General features: G+C 75.1%; 14 protein-coding genes. 2 read left to right on the top strand and 12 right to left on the bottom strand.

Annotated elements, in window-relative coordinates:
• Positions 1–115 precede the first annotated feature (115 nt).
• Positions 116–1,036 (bottom strand): TIGR01777 family oxidoreductase, encoded by a 921-nt coding sequence (locus tag ACFV3R_RS21625; protein WP_385585349.1) that lies wholly within the window; start codon positions 1,034–1,036, stop codon positions 116–118.
• A gap of 184 nt (positions 1,037–1,220) precedes the next feature.
• The gene (locus ACFV3R_RS21620; protein WP_385585346.1) at positions 1,221–1,742 is read right to left on the bottom strand and encodes a DUF4240 domain-containing protein; all 522 of its coding nucleotides are present in this window, start codon (positions 1,740–1,742) and stop codon (positions 1,221–1,223) included.
• A 280-nt stretch (positions 1,743–2,022) separates the two neighbouring features.
• Between ACFV3R_RS21620 and ACFV3R_RS21615 the strand changes: the two genes are divergently transcribed.
• A complete protein-coding gene (locus ACFV3R_RS21615) occupies positions 2,023–2,973 on the top strand; it encodes an SDR family oxidoreductase (RefSeq protein ID WP_385585343.1) in 951 nt (316 codons plus the stop codon).
• A 7-nt stretch (positions 2,974–2,980) separates the two neighbouring features.
• Here ACFV3R_RS21615 and ACFV3R_RS21610 read toward each other — a convergent pair whose 3' ends face one another.
• The 9 genes from ACFV3R_RS21610 to ACFV3R_RS21570 form a co-directional block, all read right to left on the bottom strand.
• The gene (locus tag ACFV3R_RS21610) at positions 2,981–4,030 is read right to left on the bottom strand and encodes a helix-turn-helix transcriptional regulator (RefSeq protein WP_385585340.1); all 1,050 of its coding nucleotides are present in this window, start codon (positions 4,028–4,030) and stop codon (positions 2,981–2,983) included.
• Between the two features lie 241 nt (positions 4,031–4,271).
• Positions 4,272–6,962, bottom strand: coding sequence for a pyruvate dehydrogenase (acetyl-transferring), homodimeric type (gene aceE, locus ACFV3R_RS21605; RefSeq protein ID WP_385585337.1), 2,691 nt, complete (start codon positions 6,960–6,962; stop codon positions 4,272–4,274).
• Positions 6,963–7,193: 231 nt separating this feature from the next.
• A complete protein-coding gene (locus ACFV3R_RS21600; protein WP_385585334.1) occupies positions 7,194–7,820 on the bottom strand; it encodes a GntR family transcriptional regulator in 627 nt (208 codons plus the stop codon).
• A gap of 196 nt (positions 7,821–8,016) precedes the next feature.
• Entirely contained in the window at positions 8,017–9,801 is a 1,785-nt protein-coding gene (gene sucB / locus ACFV3R_RS21595; protein ID WP_385585331.1) for a 2-oxoglutarate dehydrogenase, E2 component, dihydrolipoamide succinyltransferase, read from the bottom strand.
• 53 nt (positions 9,802–9,854) lie between these two features.
• Positions 9,855–11,243, bottom strand: coding sequence for a dihydrolipoyl dehydrogenase (gene lpdA / locus ACFV3R_RS21590; protein ID WP_385585328.1), 1,389 nt, complete (start codon positions 11,241–11,243; stop codon positions 9,855–9,857).
• Between the two features lie 535 nt (positions 11,244–11,778).
• On the bottom strand, positions 11,779–13,326 hold the full coding sequence (locus tag ACFV3R_RS21585; RefSeq protein WP_385585325.1) for a leucyl aminopeptidase: 1,548 nt from the start codon (positions 13,324–13,326) through the stop codon (positions 11,779–11,781).
• A 166-nt stretch (positions 13,327–13,492) separates the two neighbouring features.
• Complete coding sequence (locus ACFV3R_RS21580) at positions 13,493–14,248, bottom strand: adenosylcobinamide-GDP ribazoletransferase (RefSeq protein ID WP_385585470.1); 756 nt, start codon at positions 14,246–14,248, stop codon at positions 13,493–13,495.
• Positions 14,249–14,361: 113 nt separating this feature from the next.
• Entirely contained in the window at positions 14,362–15,504 is a 1,143-nt protein-coding gene (locus ACFV3R_RS21575; protein ID WP_385585322.1) for a nicotinate-nucleotide--dimethylbenzimidazole phosphoribosyltransferase, read from the bottom strand.
• Between the two features lie 116 nt (positions 15,505–15,620).
• Positions 15,621–16,940, bottom strand: a complete 1,320-nt coding sequence (locus tag ACFV3R_RS21570; RefSeq protein WP_385585319.1) for a bifunctional adenosylcobinamide kinase/adenosylcobinamide-phosphate guanylyltransferase — start codon at positions 16,938–16,940, stop codon at positions 15,621–15,623.
• A gap of 233 nt (positions 16,941–17,173) precedes the next feature.
• On the opposite strand from ACFV3R_RS21570, the gene ACFV3R_RS21565 reads away from it, so the two are divergent.
• The gene (locus ACFV3R_RS21565) at positions 17,174–17,386 is read left to right on the top strand and encodes a hypothetical protein (RefSeq protein WP_385585316.1); all 213 of its coding nucleotides are present in this window, start codon (positions 17,174–17,176) and stop codon (positions 17,384–17,386) included.
• 45 nt (positions 17,387–17,431) lie between these two features.
• Here the strand turns inward: ACFV3R_RS21565 and ACFV3R_RS21560 are convergent, their stop codons facing one another.
• The gene (locus ACFV3R_RS21560) at positions 17,432–18,541 is read right to left on the bottom strand and encodes a S1C family serine protease (protein ID WP_385585313.1); all 1,110 of its coding nucleotides are present in this window, start codon (positions 18,539–18,541) and stop codon (positions 17,432–17,434) included.
• Positions 18,542–18,642: the final 101 nt, after the last annotated feature.

Below are 18,642 nucleotides of genomic sequence, written 5' to 3'. Positions count from 1 at the left end.
GCACGGGGGGCGCCCCGGCGCCTTGCGGGGGCCCGCCGGGGGGCAGGCGGCACCCTCCGCTCCGGCCGGGGTTCCCCTGCCGTCCCACGCGCCCGTCCCGTCCCCTCGCCCCCGGTCATCCCCGGCCCCGCGGGGCCGCCGTGCCCGGCTCCCGCCCGGCCCGGATCGCCTCCGTCACCTCGGGGAAGGCGAAGCTGAAGCCGGAGTCGAGCAGCTTGCGGGGCACCACCCGCTGGCTCATCAGGACGTCCCCGGCGAACTCGCCCAGCGCGAGCCGCAGCGCCGGCGCGGGCACCGGAAGGAGGGCGGGACGTCGCAGCACCCGGCTCATGGCGGCGGTGACCTCCCGGTTGGTGACCGGCTCCGGGGCGGTGAGGTTGACCGGGCCGGCCAGCTCCTCGGTGTCGAGCAGATGGCGCAGGGCGGCGATGTGGTCGTGGAGGGCGATGAAGCTCCAGTACTGCCGCCCGTCCCCCAGGCGCCCGCCGAGCCCGGCCCGGAAGAGGGGGTAGAGGCGGCCCCACGCACCGCCGCGGCGGGAGACGACCAGGCCCGTCCTCGCGAACGCCGTCCGCACCCCGGCCTCCAGCGCGGGCTGCGCGGCCTCCTCCCACTCCACGCAGAGCCGGGCCAGGAAGCCGTCCCCGGGCGGGGCCGACTCGTCCGTGCGCCGGTCCCCGGTCTCGCCGTAGTAGCCCACGGCGGTGCCGCAGACGAAGACCCGCGGCGGCGCGTCCAGCGCGGCGAGCGCCTCCGCCAGGGCGGCCGTGCCCAGGACCCGGCTGTCCCGCAGCTCACGCTTGTACGCCGCCGTCCACCGGCGGTCGCCGACCCCGGCCCCCGCCAGGTGGACGACCGCCTCGCAGCCCGCCAGGCCCGCGGTGTCCACGGTCTGCCGGACCGGGTCCCAGAACACCTCGTCTGCGGCGGTGGGCCGGTGCCGCACCAGGCGCACCACCTGGTGACCGTCGGCGCGCAGGGAGTCCAGCAGGGCAGAGCCGATGAGACCGTGGGAACCGGTGAGGGCGATACGCATGGGGCCCATCCTGCCCCGCCCGGCGGCCGTCATGGCGGCGCCCGGCCACCCGGCTCCGGGCACCGGCCGGCCCGTCAGCCGCCGGCGTTCCCCGGACGGTTCGCCCCGGTGGTCCGCGGCCGAGGCCCTTCCGCCCGGCAGCGGGCCGCGGCACCGCGGCGCTTCCGCTTCCGGTCGGCGATGCTCAGCTCCCGAAGCGCTCGGCCAGCCGGGGCGCGCGGTCGGCCACGGCCTGCCGGTCCGCCGGGTCCAGCGGCTCGCCGGTGGGCTCCTCCGGGGCAGGGCCCAGGCCGAGGTCCGGCAGCTCGCCGCCGGTGAGCCGCTCGTACGCCTCGTCCGCCGCGTAGCCGACGTCCTCGCCGTCACCGTCGGTCTCCGGATCGAAGTCGGCCAGCAGGTCGGCCAGTTCGTCGGCCTCGTACAGGGCGCTCTCGAAGACCTCCCGGCCCTGCGCGATGAGCCAGCAGCGGAAGGCGGCGAAGGTGTCCTCGTCCGCCGCGTCCGTCAGCAGGACGCAGGCCGCCCACACGTCCCAGGTGTACGCGCGGTTCCAGCGGGCCTCGAAGTGGCGCGAGAAGTCCACGACCTGTTCCGGGTCGAGCGCCGTCAGCCGCTCGACGAGCAGGTCGGCCTGGACCTCGACGTCACCCTCGGCCTCGTCCCTGCTGTCGTCCACCAGCCGCCAGAACTCCGTCTCGTCCATCACGGCAACCAGGATCGGCCCTCCCGCCCGGTGGCGCACGTCGTCCGCCGCCCCACCGGGTGGCCGCCCGGGCGCCGTCCGGGACAGGAGGCACGGACGCCTGGCCGACCGGCCGGGACGGCGGCCAAGGGCGCGGCGGAACGTCGCCGCGACCGGCCGGAGAAGGGTGACAGAGGATGTCCGGTTTCGCCGCCAGACTCGGGCCGGCGGCGAGCCGACCGGTCGCCGCACCGGGACCGCGCGGACCGACGTCCGGCGCGGCGGGCGAAGGAGGACGAGGGACGTGGACAGCGAACGAGGCAGGGATCCGGACCGGCCGCAGGCGGACCGGGTGGCGCTGGTGGCCGGGGCGACGCGCGGGGCGAGCCGGGCGATCGCCGTGGAGCTGGGGCGGGCCGGGGCGACCGTGTACGTCAGCGGACGCACCACCCGCCACCGGGCCAGCGAGGTCGGCAGGACCACCGAGACCATCGAGGAGACCGCCGAACTGGTCACCGCGGCCGGCGGCACCGGTGTGGCCGTGCCCACCGACCACCTCGACCAGGCGGCGGTACGGGCGCTGACCGAGCGGGTGGCCCGGGAGGCGGGCCGGCTCGACGTGCTGGTCGACGGTGTGTGGGGCGGCGACCACCTCATGGACCATCCCGGTGACTTCGGCCGGCCGATGTGGGAGCTCGACCTCGACAAGGGCCTGCGGATGCTGCGGCTGGGCGTCGAGTCCCACCTGATCACCCTGCGGTACGCGCTGCCGCTGCTCACCGCCCGCCCCGGCGGCCTGCTGATCGAGCTCACCGACGGCACCGCCGGGTTCATGCGCCGCTACCGCGACCACCTCTACTTCGACCTGGCCAAGAGCGCCCCGATCCGCATGGTCTTCGGCCTCGGGAAGGAACTGGCCGGCCTCGGGTGCACGGCCGTCAGCCTCACCCCCGGTTACCTGCGGTCCGAGGCGATGCTCGACACCTACTTCGAGGTGACGGAGGAGAACTGGCGGGACGGCACCGCCCGGGACCCCCACTTCGCGATCTCGGAGTCCCCGGCGCTGGTGGGCCGGGCGGCGCGGGCACTGGCCACCGACCCCGAGGTCGCGCGCTGGAACGGGCAGTCGCTCAGCAGCGGCCAACTCGCCCGCGCGTACGGCTTCACCGACACCGACGGCTCCCAGCCCGACGCCTGGCCGTACATGACCGAGGTGGTGGAGGGGCGGGAGCCGGACGTGGCGGACTACCGGTAGGGCCCGGCTACGCCTGCTGCGGCCCGTAGAGCTCCGCCAGCCGGCGGGCGGTGGCGGTGAAGCGTTCGCGCAGCGGGGCGGGAGCGAGGACCTCGGCCTCCGCCCCCAGCGCGAGGAGCTGGGAGAAGGCGACCTCGGCGCTCTCCACGGCCAGCGTGAGGGTCACCCGCCCCGCCTCGTCCGGCCCCGTCGCACCGGCCAGCCCCTCCCGCGCGGCGGCGGCGTCGGTGACGAGCGGCAGCAGCCGGGCCCCGGCCGGCGTCAACCTGACCCGGACCTCCTCCCGGAGCAGGCTGCGGGCGAAGGCGGCGGCGTGCCCGGCCCAGAAGGACGGCAGGTCGAAGTCGTCCCGGCGGGCGAAGCGGTCCCCGGTGGGCGTCACCGCCGCGACCCGGTCCACCCGGTAGACCCGGAAGGCGGACGGCCGCTCCACCGCGGCCGAGCCTCCGTCCCCGGGGCCCGGACCACCGTCCGGCGCCGGGCCGCCGGCCTCCCGGACCCGGGCGGCCAGGTACCAGACGCCCGCCTTGAGGACCAGCCCGTGCGGTTCCACCTCCCGCTCCACCTCCCGATCGCCCCGCAGGTAGCGCACCCGCACCACCTGGTCGTCCCGGACGGCCCCGGCGACGGCGGGCAGCAGCGCGGGCGGCTCCGGCTCCCGGTACCAGGCGGGGGCGTCCAGGTGGAAGCGGAGCGCGGCGCCGGCGGCGGCCTCCCGGCCGGTGGGGGCCAGGGCCGCCGCCACCTTCAGGGCGGCCGTCGAGGCGGCCTCGGTCAGGCCCAGCTCCCGCAGCGCGCTGGGCACTCCGGAGAGCAGCAGGGCACGCGCCTCGTCGTCGGCGAGCCCGGTGAGACTGGTGCGGTAACCGGCCACCAGGCGGTAGCCGCCGACCCGTCCCCGGTCCGCGTAGACCGGCACGCCCGCCTCGGACAGGGCCAGTGCGTCCCGCCCCACGGTCCGCTCCGAGACGCCCAGCTCGGTGGCGAGCTCGGCGCCCGTCATACCGGGCCGGGCCTGCAGCAGCAGGACCATCTTGACCAGTCGGGCGGCGCGCATGAGCGCATCATGCCGGACGGCCGGCGCGGACGGTCCGGCGCGGGCCGGGGCCGCGGCCCGCGCCGGGCGTGCCGGGAACTGCCGGGGAGAAAAAGATTCCCGTGCGAAGACCCGGGCGCGGTTACGGTCTTCGCACGGGAGTGGAGGGGCCGCGCGGGCGACGTGGCCGCCGCCGGCGCGGTGGTCCGGGCCCCGCCCGTGCGAGCGGGACCCGGCTGTGCTGCGGCCGGGCCGCAGGGGCCTACAGGCCGTAGCGGCGCGCGGCCTCGCCGACCGTCTCCGCCTTGATCTCACCGCGGCGGGAGAGGGCGGCCAGCACCTGCACGACGATCGACTGCGGGTCGACGCCGAAGTGGCGGCGGGCCGCGTCACGGGTGTCGGAGAGGCCGAACCCGTCGGTGCCGATGGAGACCCAGTCCTGCTCGACCCACTGCGCGATCTGGTCGGGCACCGCCCGCATCCAGTCGCTGACCGCGACGACCGGGCCCTGCGCACCGGCCAGCGCGCGCGTCACGTACGGCACGCGGTCCTCGCCGCGCAGCCGGGCCGCGTCGCAGTCCAGCGCGTCGCGGCGCAGCTCGGTCCAGGACGGAGCGGACCACACGTCGGCGGCCACACCCCACTCCTGCGCGAGCAGGCGCTGCGCCTCCAGGATCCAGTGGATCGCGGTGCCCGAGGCCAGCAGCTGGGTGCGGGGCGCGGGCTTGCCGTTCGCGGGCTCCGGGACCTCCGGCGCCTCCTGGAAGCGGTACAGGCCCTTGAGGATCTGCTCGTCGGTGACGCCCGCGGGCATCGCCGGCTGCACCTTCGGCTCGTTGTAGACCGTCAGGTAGTAGAAGACGTCCTCGGCGTTCTCGCCGTACATCCGCCGCAGGCCCTCCTTGACGATGGCCGACACCTCGAAGGCGAAGGCCGGGTCGTAGGAGATCGCCGCCGGGTTGGTGGAGGCCAGCAGGTGGCTGTGGCCGTCGGCGTGCTGGAGGCCCTCACCGGTCATGGTGGTGCGGCCCGCGGTGGCGCCGATGACGAAGCCGCGGCCCAGCTGGTCGGCGAGCGCCCAGAACTGGTCGGCGGTCCGCTGGAACCCGAACATCGAGTAGAAGATGTAGAACGGGATCATCGGCTCGCCGTGCGTCGCGTAGGCGGTGGCGGCGGCGGTGAAGTCGGCCAGCGAGCCGGCTTCGGTGATGCCCTCGTTCAGGATCTGACCGTTCTTGGCCTCCTTGTAGTACAGGAGCTGGTCACGGTCGACCGGGTCGTAGGTCTGGCCCTTGGGGGAGTAGAGACCCGCGGACGGGAAGAGCGACTCCATGCCGAAGGTGCGCGCCTCGTCGGGCACGACCGGGACCCAGCGCTTGCCGGTCTCCTTGTCGCGCATGAGGTCCTTCACCAGGCGGACGAACGCCATGGTGGTGGCGATCTCCTGGTTGCCGGAGCCCTTCTTCAGCGCGTCGAAGTTCTTCTCGGCCGGCATCGGCAGCGGCTTGGCGGCGACCTTGCGGGCCGGGGCCAGACCGTCGAGGGCGGTGCGGCGCTCCTGGAGGTAGCGGATCTCCGGGGAGTCCTGGCCGGGGTGCCAGAAGGGGACGGTGTCGCCGGCGAGGGCGTCGTCCGGGATGGGAAGCCCCAGGAGGTCCCGCATGGCGCGGAACTCGTCCATCGTGAGCTTCTTCATCTGGTGGTTGGCGTTGCGCGACTCGAAGGTCTTGCCGAGGGTGTGGCCCTTGACCGTCTGGACCAGGACGACGCTGGGCGCGCCCTTGTGCTCCACGGCGGCCTTGTAGGCGGCGTAGACCTTGCGCGGCTCGTGGCCGGCGCGCGAGGAGTGGAAGAGCTCGATGAGCTTGTCGTCGCTGAGCTGCTCGCCGACGCGCACCAGCTCCGGGTTGGCCCCGAAGAAGGTCTCGCGGATGTAGGCGGCGTCACGGGTCGCGTAGGTCTGGAACTGCGCGTCCGGCGTCTCGCCCAGGCGGCGCACCACGGCGCACTCGGCATCGAGCGCGAAGACCTCGTCCCACGCCGTGCCCCACAGGGCCTTGACGACGTTCCAGCCGGCGGCGCGGAACTGCGCCTCCAGCTCCTGGACGATGGAGAAGTTCGGGCGGACCGGGCCGTCGAGCCGCTGCAGGTTGCAGTTGACGACGAAGGTCAGGTTGTCCAGGCCCTCACGGCCGGCGAGCGCGAGTGCGGCGGTCGACTCCGGCTCGTCCATCTCGCCGTCGCCGAGGAACGCCCAGACGTGGCTGTCGGCGGTGTCCTTGATGCCGCGGTGGTCCAGGTAGCGGTTGAAGCGCGCCTGGTAGATCGCGGAGATCGGGCCGATGCCCATGGAGACGGTGGGGAACTCCCACAGCCAGGGCAGACGCCGCGGGTGCGGGTAGGAGGGCAGGCCCTCGCCGCCGGCCTCGCGGCGGAAGTGGTCGAGGTGGTCCTCGGTGAGGCGGCCGTCGAGGAAGGCGCGGGCGTAGATGCCGGGGGAGGCGTGGCCCTGGACGAAGATCTGGTCGCCGCTGCCGTCGCCGTCCTTGCCGCGGAAGAAGTGCTGGAAGCCGGTCTCGTAGAGCCAGGCCGCCGAGGCGAAGGTGGAGATGTGGCCGCCGAGGCCGTCCTTGGAGCCGCGGGAGACCATCGCCGCGGCGTTCCAGCGGGCCCAGGCCGTGACCTTGCGCTCCAGCTCCTCGTCACCGGGGTAGGCCGGCTCGGCGGAGGTCGGGATGGTGTTGACGTAGTCCGTCTCCAGCAGTCGCGGAGCCGTGGCGCCGTCCCGGGCCGCGGCGTGCTCCAGCGTGCGGCGCATCAGGTACGCGGCGCGCTGCGGACCCGCGGCCTCGGCGACGGCGTCGTAGGACTCGCGCCACTCGGCTGTCTCCTGCGGGTCACGGTCCGGGAGTTGGTCGAGCTGGCTGTACGGCTGGCGTACGGGTTCGGGCATGGGTGGCCCCTTTCCGGACGGTGAGACGGGTGCGGGAAAACGCTGGTGGGCGGGATGACGATGGGTGGCAGTCCAGGGTGGTTCTCGCCCCGGCCATCGAGATTACGCCCTCGATCGATGATCGATCAACGCTTCCCCGACGAAAAGGCGCAGGTCGGCACGGCGTGCCTCATTTACTGACACGCTGTGCCAGGTTAAGATGCCCGCTTTGCCCCCGCGCAGTGGAGCGCGTCACACCCGGGGTGCGCAGCTGAGCACATGGGTGCGCAGCAGCGAGCCGATCATGGGATCGCGACGCTGGAAGGCCTCCACCAGCTCCTGGTGTTCGGCGGCGTACTCCCGCGGCTCGGGGTCGGGGAACCAGCGGATCGACAGCGAGGTCCACACCTCCACGCCCAGCGACTCCCAGGTGTGCAGCAGCACGCTGTTGTGCGCCGCCCCCACCAGCAGCCGGTGGAACTCCACGGTGTGCCGCACCTGGGCCTCGCCGTCGCCCAGCCGGTCGGCCTCCCGCAACGCCGCCACCTCGGCCGCCAGGGCGGTGGTGTCCCCGGCCAGCCGCTCGGCGGCCAGCTCGGCGGCGACCTGCTCCAGGCCCGCCCGCACCGGATAGCTCTCCTTGAGGTCGGCGGCCGACAGGTTCCGCAGCCGCACGCCCTTGTTGGGCGAGGACTCGATGATCCGCAGCGACTCCAGCTCGCGCAGCGCCTCTCGGACCGGTGTCTGGCTGACCTCCAGCTCCACGGCGATCCGCCGCTCCACGATCCGCTCGCCCGGCTGCCAGCGCCCGCTGACGATCCCGTCCAGGATGTGCTCGCGGATCTGCTCGCGCAGCGAGTGGACGACAGGCGGGGTCATGACAGCTCCGTAGGGGTTGGGCCCGGGCGGGGCAGGTTGCGTGGCGGAGGGCCGGGGCGGGACCACGGGGCCTACGCCGAAGGGCCGGCCCGGTCCGTAGGCGGTACGGACCGGGCCGGCCCCTGGTGCTCGGCTCAGGCCGCCGCGCACGCGGTCAGCGTGCGCGACGGGCCCGGGACGCGTCTGCGCGCGATCTTCAGAGACCGATCTCGGTCTCGAACTCGCCCGCCTCCAGGATCTGCTTGACCGTCGTCAGGTAGCGGGCCGCGTCGGCACCGTCCACCAGGCGGTGGTCGTAGGAGAGCGCCAGGTACGTCATGTCGCGCACCGCGATGGTCTCGCCCAGCTCCGGGTGGTTGATGACCACCGGGCGCTTGACGGTGGCACCGATGCCCAGGATGCCGACCTGGTTCGGCGGCACGATCACGGTGTCGAACAGGGCGCCGCGCGAACCGGTGTTGGAGATCGTGAAGGACGCCCCCGACAGGTCGTCCGGCGTGATCTTGTTGGAGCGGACCGCGCCGGCCAGCTCCGCCGTCCGCCGGGCGATGCCCGCGATGTTGAGGTCGCCGGCACCCTTGATGACCGGGGTCATCAGGCCCTTCTCGGCGTCCACCGCGATACCGACGTTCTCGGTGTCGAAGTAGGTGATGGTGCCCTCGTCCTCGTTGATCCGGGCGTTGATGACCGGGTGGGCCTTCAGCGCCTGGACCGCCGCCTTGACGAAGAACGGCATCGGGGACAGCTTGACGCCCTCGCGCTGCGCGAAGGAGTCCTTGGCCTTGGCGCGCATCCGCATGATCTTGGTGATGTCCACCTCGACCACGGAGGTCAGCTGCGCCTGGCCGTGCAGGGCCTTCATCATGTTGTCGCCGATGACCTTGCGCATCCGCGGCATCTTGACCGTCTGGCCACGCAGCGGGGAGGCCTCGATCTTCGGGGCCTGGGCGGCGGCGGGCGCTGCCGGGGCGGCGGCGGCCGGAGCCTGCTGCTGGGCCGCGCGGGCGGCCTCGGCGGCGGCGATGACGTCCTGCTTGCGGATGCGGCCGCCCACGCCCGAGCCCTTGACCTGGCTCAGGTCGACGCCGTTCTCCTGGGCGAGCTTGCGCACCAGCGGCGTCACGTAGGCACCCTCGCCGCCGTCACCGGCCGGAGCCGCGGCCGGGGCCGGGGCAGGCGCGGGGGCGGACGGGACCGGGTCCGGGGCAGGCGTGGTGACCTGCTGCGGCGCCGGGGCGGTCGGGGCCTGCGGGGCCGGAGCCTCCTGCTTCGGGGCCTCCTGCTTCGGGGCCTCCTGCTTGGGGGCCTCCTGCTTGGGGGCCTCGGGGGCGGGGGCCGGCGCCGGGGCGGCCGGAGCCGGGGCGGCGGCGGGCGCCGCGTCGGCCGAACCGATGACGGCGAGCTTCGCGCCGACCTCGGCGGTCTCGTCCTCGCCGACGACGATCTCCAGCAGGGTGCCGGAGGCCGGGGCGGGGATCTCGGTGTCGACCTTGTCGGTGGAGACCTCAAGCAGCGGCTCGTCAGCCTCGACGCTGTCGCCGACCTCCTTCAGCCACCGGGTGACGGTGCCCTCGGTGACGGACTCGCCGAGCGCGGGCAGCACCACGTCGGTGCCGGAGGCGCCACCGGCCGGGGCGGCGGCGGGCTCGGGCTGGGCCGGGGCCTCCTGCGCCGGGGCGGGCTCGGGCTGCGCGGCCGGCTCGGGCTGCGCGGCCGGGGCCTCCTGGGCGGCGGGGGCGCCGGAACCGTCGTCGATCAGCGCCAGCTCGGCACCGACCTCGACGGTCTCGTCCTCGGCGACCTTGATGGCCGACAGCACACCGGCAGCGGGGGCCGGGATCTCGGTGTCGACCTTGTCGGTGGAGACCTCGAGCAGCGGCTCGTCGGCCTCGACACGCTCACCCTCGGCCTTCAGCCACCGGGTGACAGTGCCCTCGGTCACGCTCTCGCCGAGCGCCGGCAGGGTTACGGAAACCGCCATGGTTTCACTTGCTCCTATCGAAAGTGCGGATGTGGTCGCGCCCGGACGTGATGTCAGTCGTGCGAGTGGAGGGGCTTGCCGGCCAGGGCCAGGTGGGCCTCGCCGAGCGCCTCGTTCTGGGTGGGGTGCGCGTGGATGAGCTGGGCCACCTCGGCGGGCAGCGCCTCCCAGTTGTAGATGAGCTGGGCCTCGCCGACCTGCTCACCCATGCGGTCACCGACCATGTGGACGCCGACCACGGCACCGTCCTTGACCTGCACCAGCTTGATCTCGCCGGCGGTCTTGAGGATCTTGCTCCGGCCGTTGCCCGCCAGGTTGTACTTCAGCGCGACGACCTTGTCCGCACCGTAGACCTCCTTGGCCTTGGCCTCGGTGATGCCGACGGAGGCGACCTCGGGGTGGCAGTACGTCACGCGCGGCACGCCGTCGTAGTCGATCGGCACGGTGTTCAGGCCGGCCAGGCGCTCCGCGACGAGGATGCCCTCGGCGAAGCCGACGTGCGCGAGCTGGAGGGTGGGGACCAGGTCACCCACGGCGGAGACGGTGGGCACGTTGGTGCGCATGTACTCGTCGACCAGGACGTAGCCGCGGTCCATGGCGACCCCGGCCTCCTCGTAGCCCAGGCCCTGCGAGACCGGGCCGCGGCCGATGGCGACCAGCAGCACCTCGGCCTCGAAGGTCTTGCCGTCGGCCAGCGTCACGCGGACGCCGTCCTGGGTGTACTCGGCCTTGTCGAAGAAGGTGCCCAGGTTGAACTTGATGCCCCGCTTGCGGAAGGCGCGCTCCAGGAGCTTGGAGCTGTTCTCGTCCTCCACCGGCACCAGGTGCTTGAGGCCCTCGACGACCGTGACGTCGGTGCCGAAGGACTTCCACGCGGAGGCGAACTCCACGCCGATCACGCCGCCGCCCAGGATGATGGCGGACTTCGGCACGCGGTTCAGCGTCAGCGCGTGGTCCGAGGAGATGATGCGGTCGCCGTCGATCTCCAGGCCCGGCAGCGACTTCGGCACGGAGCCGGTCGCCAGCAGCACGTGGCGGCCCTCGACGCGCTGGCCGCCGACGTCCACGGAGGTCGGGGAGGACAGACGGCCCTCACCCTCGATGTAGGTGACCTTGCGGGAGGCCACCAGGCCCTGCAGGCCCTTGTACAGGCCCGAGATCACGTCGTCCTTGTACTTGTGGACGCCTGCGATGTCGATGCCCTCGAAGGAGGCCTTGACACCGAACTGCTCGGACTCGCGGGCCTGGTCGGCGATCTCGCCGGCGTGCAGCAGGGCCTTGGTGGGGATGCAACCGTTGTGCAGGCAGGTGCCACCGAGCTTGTTCTTCTCGATCAGGGCGACGTCCAGACCAAGCTGCGCCCCGCGCAGGGCAGCGGCGTAACCGCCGCTACCGCCTCCGAGGATCACTAGGTCGAAAACGGTGCTGGCGTCGTTCGCCACGTCACGTCCTCCATGCATGGAATACGCCGGTGCCGGTCGAGAAACCGGGCGGCGGCTGTCGTTCGGCCGCTTGTTCACTTCGGCCCTGGATGTGGGGCCCCTGTCTGCCGAGAGCCATCTTCGCACTTGTTGGGCCGCACCGGGACGGCGGGCCGTCGCGGTGGGACACCGACGGCCCGCCGCCGGCACACTCATGCGGGCGGGAACCGCGCTCACCCGTGCGTTTTCCCGCGCCTGCGGACCGGCTCCGTTCCGCGCAGGGCCGATTTCGTCACCAGCGAACACCCAGGTCGAAGCGGTACCTCCGGCCGCCCGGCCGGGCCGTCCGCCCGCCGGTGCCGGGCCTCCCCCCGCGCGGGCTCCCCGCCGTGGCCGACACCACCCGCGTGAGACCGGACACAGCCGCGCCGGACCCCGGGCCGAAGGCCCCGGCACCCCCGGGAACCCGCACACGCGGGGTCCGCACGCCCGGGAGGACGCGACCGGGCCGGCCCGCGCCGCAGCGCGAGCCGGCCCGGTGCCGGGGGAGGGGGCCTCAGCCGAGGTCGCCCTCCGCCATGCGCTCGGCGAGACGGAGCAGCGTGCGCACGCCGGTGCCGGTGCCGCCCTTGTGGGTGTAGCCGAAGGGTGCGCCCTCGTGGAAGGCGGGGCCGGCGATGTCCAGGTGGGCCCAGGTGATGTCCTCGCCGACGAACTCCTGCAGGAACAGGCCGGCCACCAGCCCGCCGCCCATCCGCTCACCGATGTTGGCCATGTCCGCGACGGGGGAGTCCATGCCCTTGCGCAGTTCCTGCGGCATCGGCATCGGCCAGGCCGGCTCGCCGACCTCCTCGGTGATCTCGTGCAGCGTGGTGCGGAAGGCGTCGTCGTTGGCCATGATGCCGAAGGTGCGGCTGCCGAGCGCGACCATCATGGCGCCGGTCAGCGTCGCCACGTCGATCAGCGCGTCCGGCGACTCCTCCGAGGCGCGGGAGAGGGCGTCGGCCATCACCAGGCGCCCCTCGGCGTCGGTGTTGAGCACCTCCACCGTCTTGCCGTTGTACATCCGCAGCACGTCGCCGGGGCGCAGGGCGCCGCCGGAGGGCATGTTCTCGGCCAGCGCCAGCCAGCCGGTGACGTTGACGGCCAGTCCCAGCCGCGCGGCCGAGACCACGGTGGCGAGCACCGCGGCGGCGCCGCTCATGTCGCACTTCATCGTCTCGTTGTGGCCGGCCGGCTTCAGCGAGATGCCGCCCGAGTCGTAGGTGATGCCCTTGCCGACCAGGGCCAGGTGGCGGTCGGCGCGCGAGGCGCGGTAGGCGATCTTCACCAGCCGCGGCGGGGTCTGCGAGCCCTGGCCGACGCCGATGATGCCGCCGTAGCCGCCCTTGGCCAGCGCCTTCTCGTCCAGCACCTCGAACTTCAGGCCGTGTTCCTTCGCCACGGCCTGCGCCTGCTCGGCGAAGGTCACCGGGTTCAGGTCGTTGGACGGGGTGTTGATGAGGTCCCGCGCCCGGTGCACCTCGGAGGCCAGCACCGCGGCCCGCTCGGCGGCGGCCTTGTACGCGCGCTCCCGCGGCTTGGCGCCCAGCACCACGGCCTCCGCCAGCGGGGTACCGCGGTCGGCGGCGCCCTTGCGGCCCTTGGCCCGGCCCTGCTGCTCACCCCGGTAGGCGGTGAAGGCGTAGGCCCCGAGCAGGGCGCCCTCCGCCACCGCCGCGGCCGTCACCGCGTCGGGCGCCGGCAGCGCGAACGCGGCCTTCTTCGTCCCGGCGAGCGCCCGCGCGGCACTGCCGGCCGCCCGGCGCAGGGTCTCGGCGTCGAACGCCTCGTCCTCGTCCTCGTCCGGTGCCGCGCCCAGGCCGACGGCCAGCACCAGCGGGGCCTTCAGCCCGTCGCCGGCGGGCACCTTCGTCACCTCGCCCTCCGCGCCGCTCGCCCCGAGGGTCTCCAGTACGGCGGCCAGGTCCCCGCCGAACGCCTTGTCCACGGCCTCCGCCCCGGAGGCGACCACCGGCCCGTCGGGGCCCTTGGCCACGCCGACGACGACCGCGTCCGCACGCAGCGCCGCGGCGGAGGAAGTACTGAAGCTGAGTGCAGTCACAGTGATGCAGGTCCTGTTCTTGGGTTTCGGACGGAAACAGCAGTGTGCGCCCGCCTTTGGGCGCCGGTCGGCGACGAGCCTACGCTTGCCTCCCGCAGCGGTGACCACACAGGACCGGCCTGCGCTTCCGGGCCCGGGGAGGCTGCCGGCGCAGGCCGACGGGCCGTCAGCCGAGGGTGAGCACCACGGCGGCCGTGACGCCGGCCGTCTCGGCCAGGGCCCCGAAGACGTCCCCGGTCACCCCGCCCAACCGCCGCCGGCAGCGCCGCAGCAGGAGCTGGGCGGCGCACCAGCCCAGCAGCGGCGCCGCCGCACACCGCACCGCCTCCCACGGACCCCACCAGGCCCCCAGGCCGGCGCAGACCACCAGCACCACCGCGGCGGCCGTGAACGCCGCGGCCCGCGGCACCGCCCCCGCCACCGCCGCGCCCAGCCCCTCCGGACGGGCCGCCGGCACACCGGCCCGGGAGGCCAGCGTCAACGCCCCGCGCGCGGCCAGCGCGACCACCACCACCCGCACCGCCCCGCGCCCCCAGCCCTCCTCGAAGGCGGCCGCCACCGCCGCCACCTGAGCCAGCACCACCAGCACCAGGGTGACGACGCCGAACGGTCCGACGTCGGACTGCTTCATGATGCGCAGCGCCGCCTCGGCGGGCCTGCCGCTGCCCAACCCGTCGGCGGTGTCGGCCAGTCCGTCCAGGTGCAGGCCGCGGGTGAGGACCGCCGGCACCGCGACGGCGGCGACGGCGGCGAGCGCGGCCCCCGCCCCGGCCGCGTGCAGCGCCGCCCCGGCGCCCGCCGCGCACAGGCCCACGACGAGCCCCGCGACCGGCGCGCACAGCATGCCGCCCCGCGCGGCGGCCCGGTCCCAGCGGGTGACGTGGACCGGCAGGACCGTCAGGGTGCCGAAGGCGAAGCGCAGGGACTCGCCAAGGCCGGCCGGCCGGTCGGGCGGCGGCGGGGCGGCCTGCGGCCGCTGGGCGGCGGGCGGTTGCCCGGCCGGGTCGGGGGCGGGCGCCGCGGCGGACTGCTCCGTCACGCCGTGGGCTTCCCCTCGCCCGCGTCCGCCGCCTCGCCGCCGGTCGCCGTCACCGCCTCGGCGTCCGCCTCCGTCGCCTCGTCCCCGGCCGGCTCCGGCCGCACCGGCAGCGCGGCGGCCAGGTCGGCGGCGGCCCGCACCAGCGGGAGGGCCAGCAGCGCCCCGGTGCCCTCGCCCGCGGCGACGCCGTGGTCGAGCAGCGGGGTGAGCGCGATCCGGTCCAGCGCCTTGGCCTGCGCGGGCTCGCCGCTGCTGTGACCGGCCAGCCACCAGTCGGGGGCGCGGAACGCGATCCGCTGGGCGACCAGGGCGGCCGCCGCGGAGACCACCCCGTCCAGGATCACCGGGGTCCGCCGCACCGCGCACTGCAGCAGGAAGCCGGTCATGGCGGCGAGGTCGGCGCCGCCCACCGCCGCGAGCAGCTGCAGCTGGTCGCCCAGGACCGGACGGGCGCGGCGCAGCGCGTCCCGGATCGCCGCACACTTGCGCATCCACGCCAGGTCGTCGATGCCCGCGCCGCCGCGACCGGTCACCACGGAGGCGTCCGTGCCGCACAGCGCCGCGATCAGTGTGCCGGCCACCGTCGTCCCGCCGACACTGAGGTCGCCGAGGACCACCAGGTCGGTGCCGCTGTCGGCCTCCTCGTCCGCGACGGCCAGACCGGCCCGGAACGCCGCCTCCGCCTCCTCGGGCGTCAGGGCGTCGGCCACGTCGATACGGCCCGAGCCGCGGCGCACCCGGTGCCGGGTGACCTCGGCGGGCAGGTCCTCCGGCGGGCAGTCCACCGCCATGTCCACCACGCGCAGCGGCACCCCGGCTCCCCGCGCCAGCACCGCGCCCGGGCTGACCCCGTCCAGCGCCGCCCGCACCAACTCCGCGGTGGTGCCCGCCTGCCGCCCCGAGACGTCGAGGCCGGCCACCCCGTGGTCGCCGGCGAACAGCAGCAGCCGGGGCCGCTCGACCGGGGCGGCGGGCACCTGCTGCTGGACCGAGGCCAGCCAGTCGCCGATCTCCCCCAGCCGCCCCAGGGCGCCGGCCGGCAGGTGCCCTCGCGCGCGCCGCTCCTCGGCGTCACGGCGGGCCCCACCGTCGGGGCGCACGATCAGTTGGGCGAAGTCGTCGAGGTTCAGGGCGCTCATTCGCCGCAGGTTACCGGCCGCCGCCGCCCCGCGCCCGCGTGCCCCGGTCACCGCGGGGGCGCTGCGCGGCGCCACCGCCGGAAGAGGCGTCCCGGCCCACGCGCCCCAGCAGGCCCTCAGCCCCGCACCACCACGGCCTGGCCCGCCACCACCAGGACGACCTGCTCGCACTCGGCGGCGAAGGCGGCGTTCAGCCGGCCCAGTTCGTCGCGGAAGCGGCGGCCGGCGGCGGTGGCGGGCACCACGCCCGAGCCGACCTCGTTGCTCACCGCGACCACCGGACGACGGGAGGCCCGCACCGCGGCGACCAGTTCGGCCACCCGCTTGCGCAGCTCGGCCTCGCCGCGCCCGGCCCACACCTCCTCGTCCCACGCCCCGACCTCGTCCATGGTGTGCGTCAGCCACAACGACAGGCAGTCGATCAGCAGGGGCGAGCGGCCGTCGGCCCCGCCGCCGAAGGTGTCCGAGCCGCCGGCGCCGTCCCGGTCCGCGGCGGGCCCTGCGCCCCCGGGGTCCGCGGAGGTCAGCAGCGGCACCAGGTCGCAGGTCTCGGCCGTGCGCCAGGAGGCGGGACGCCGGTCGCGGTGGAGCCGGACCCGGTCGGCCCACTCCTGGTCGCCGGGCCGGTCGCCCCCGGTCGCGACGTACAGCACGCCGGGGAAGGCCGCCAGGCGCCGCTCCGCCTCCACCGACTTGCCGCTGCGCGCCCCGCCCAGCACCAGGGTGCGGCGCGGCAGGTCGGGCACGGCGTGGTACTCGCCCACCAGGACCGTGGTGCCGTCGGGCACCGTCCGGGCGCCCGCGGCAGCGAGCTGCCGGTGCAGTTCGGGGCCGGGCGTGACGTCGTGCCCGAGGTGTACGGCGATGACGTCGGTGGCCGCGTCCACCGCCCCCGCCGCCCGCAGCCGGGCCAGGGCCTCGGGCCGCTCCACCACGTCGAGGACCACCATGTCGTAGGGGTGCTGGACGGCGCCGGGGGCGCTACCGCCCGGGTGGCGCCCGTCGTCCGCGCCGGGCAGCCCGGCCGGGGCGGCGCCCGGCGGCAGGTACAGCAGCCGCTCACCGCCGACGCCGCTCACCTCGTAACCGGTGCCGGGGACGTCCACGGCCACCGCCCGCACCCGGTGGCCGTCCAGCAGCGCGAGCCGGCGACCGTCCGCCACCCGGCCGGGCTGCGGCAGCGAGGCGGGGACCTCCGGCAGCGGGCCCTGGTGGGGGTGGGAGAGCAGCACCTGCCGGACCCCGGCCAGTGACCGTCCCGCGCGGGCCGCGGCGAAGGCCGGACCGGGGGTGAGGTCCAGCAGCAGGACCCCGTCGACGAGCAGCGCCGTGGCGGCCCGCGCCTCGTCCCCCACCGCGGTGGCGCAGGCGGCGCAGGGGCAGTCGGGCAGAGGCAGGCCGTCGGGTGCTCCGGTGCCGAGCAGGGTGAGTTCCACAGGGCGATCCTCTCGCGTCCTGCCCACCCCGCGCCCCACCGCCACCCGCCTGCCCGCCGGGGGCCGCGCCCGCCCGGCGGGGCACGGCGGACCCGAGGGACGGGCGGGCCCCGGGAACCCGGCGCGCCGGGGAGCACAGGCCCTAAGCTGCCGACCAGCCCAGGAACACCACCTGGCACACGGAGAACCGGCGATTCGGGGCGGGGTCCGCCCCGGGGACGTGGGAGGCGTACATGGCGTGGACGTGGCGGTTCGAGGCGGCCGACGGGAGTGAGGTGGCGCCCTCGGTGGAGCCGGAGGAGTTCACCACCCAGGGCGACGCGGAGTCCTGGATCGGCGAGCAGTGGCGGGCCCTGCTCGCCGGGGGCACCGACCGGGTGCAGCTCCTCGACGACGGCAAGGAGGTCTACCCCCGCCCGATGAGCCTGCACGCCGAGGGCGAGTGAGGTACGGCCGGGCCCGCGCCGTCGCGGGCCCGGCCGCTGCCGGTGTCAGGAGGCGTTTGCCGACAGCTCCCCGAGCTTCACCTCCACGGTGCGCTCCTCGCCCCCGCGCTCCAGCTTGACCTCGACCTTCTGGCCCGGCTTGCGCGTCGCCAGCGCCTCCGAGAGCGACTGCAGCGTGGTGACCGGGGCACCGGCGACTGCGGTGATCACGTCCTCGGCCCTGATGCCGGCGTCGTCCGCGGGTCCGCCCGGGGTCACCCGCGCCACGACCACGCCGGCCGGCTGCAGGTCGGAGCCGAGGAGGGTGCGGGCGGTGAGCCCGAGGGCCGCCCGCCCCGAGTCGGTGACCCGGCCCTTCTTGATGATCTGGTCCGCGAGCTTCTTGACCGTGGAGGCGGGGAGGGCGAAGCCGATGCCGGGCGCCGCGCCGTTGCCCAGCTGCGGGTCGGTGGCGGCCAGGGTGGGGATGCCCACCACCTGGTTGTCGAGGTTGACCAGCGCCCCGCCGCTGTTGCCCGGATTGATGGCGGCCGAGGTCTGCACCATGTCGGCGATGGTCGCGCCCGGCGAGCCCTCGGCGGCCGGCTCGCTCACCGTCCGCCCGGTGGCCGAGACGATGCCCTGGGTGACACTGCCCGAGAGCCCCAGCGGGCTCCCCATGGCGAGCACCACCTGCCCGATCTGCACTTTGGAGGAGTCCCCGAAACGGGCCGGGTGCAGTTCCTTGGGCGTCCGGTCCAGCTTGAGGACGGCCAGGTCCTGCGCCGGATAGGAGGAGACCAGCTTCGCCGTGAGGGTGGCGCTCCCGTTGGCCGTCGTCACCTTGAAGGACCGCTCCCGGCCCACCACGTGCGCGTTGGTCACGATGTGGCCGGAGTCGTCGTACACCACGCCCGAGCCCAGGCCCTGCCGGGCGGTGATCTGGACGACGGACGGCAGGACGGTCTTGACCGTCCGGACGTACCCGTCCTCCAGTTGGTTGTCGGCGCGCGCGGCGGCCGCGAGGGTGGCGGGGCTCGTGGCGGCGGCGCGGCGGGGGGCGCCGGTGGGGGAGGGGGAGCAGCCGGCGAGCAGTACGCCCAGGCAGGCGCCCGCGGCGAGCGTGCCCACCGCCACGGCCCGGAACGACGCGCGGGGCGGAACGGAAGACGTCATGTCCCGAAGTGTCCCGTTCCGCACCGCGCGGGTGGGGGATGTCGGCACCCGATCCGCTCGTCTGGCGGCGGCCGCGCGTCCTGCGGTGGCCCGCGGCCACC

This window comes from Streptomyces sp. NPDC059740 (assembly GCF_042733155.1).
In the GTDB taxonomy this organism is placed as follows: domain Bacteria; phylum Actinomycetota; class Actinomycetes; order Streptomycetales; family Streptomycetaceae; genus Streptomyces.
Note: the sequence above shows the minus strand (reverse complement) of the source record. Positions and strands in the feature narration are given on the sequence as shown.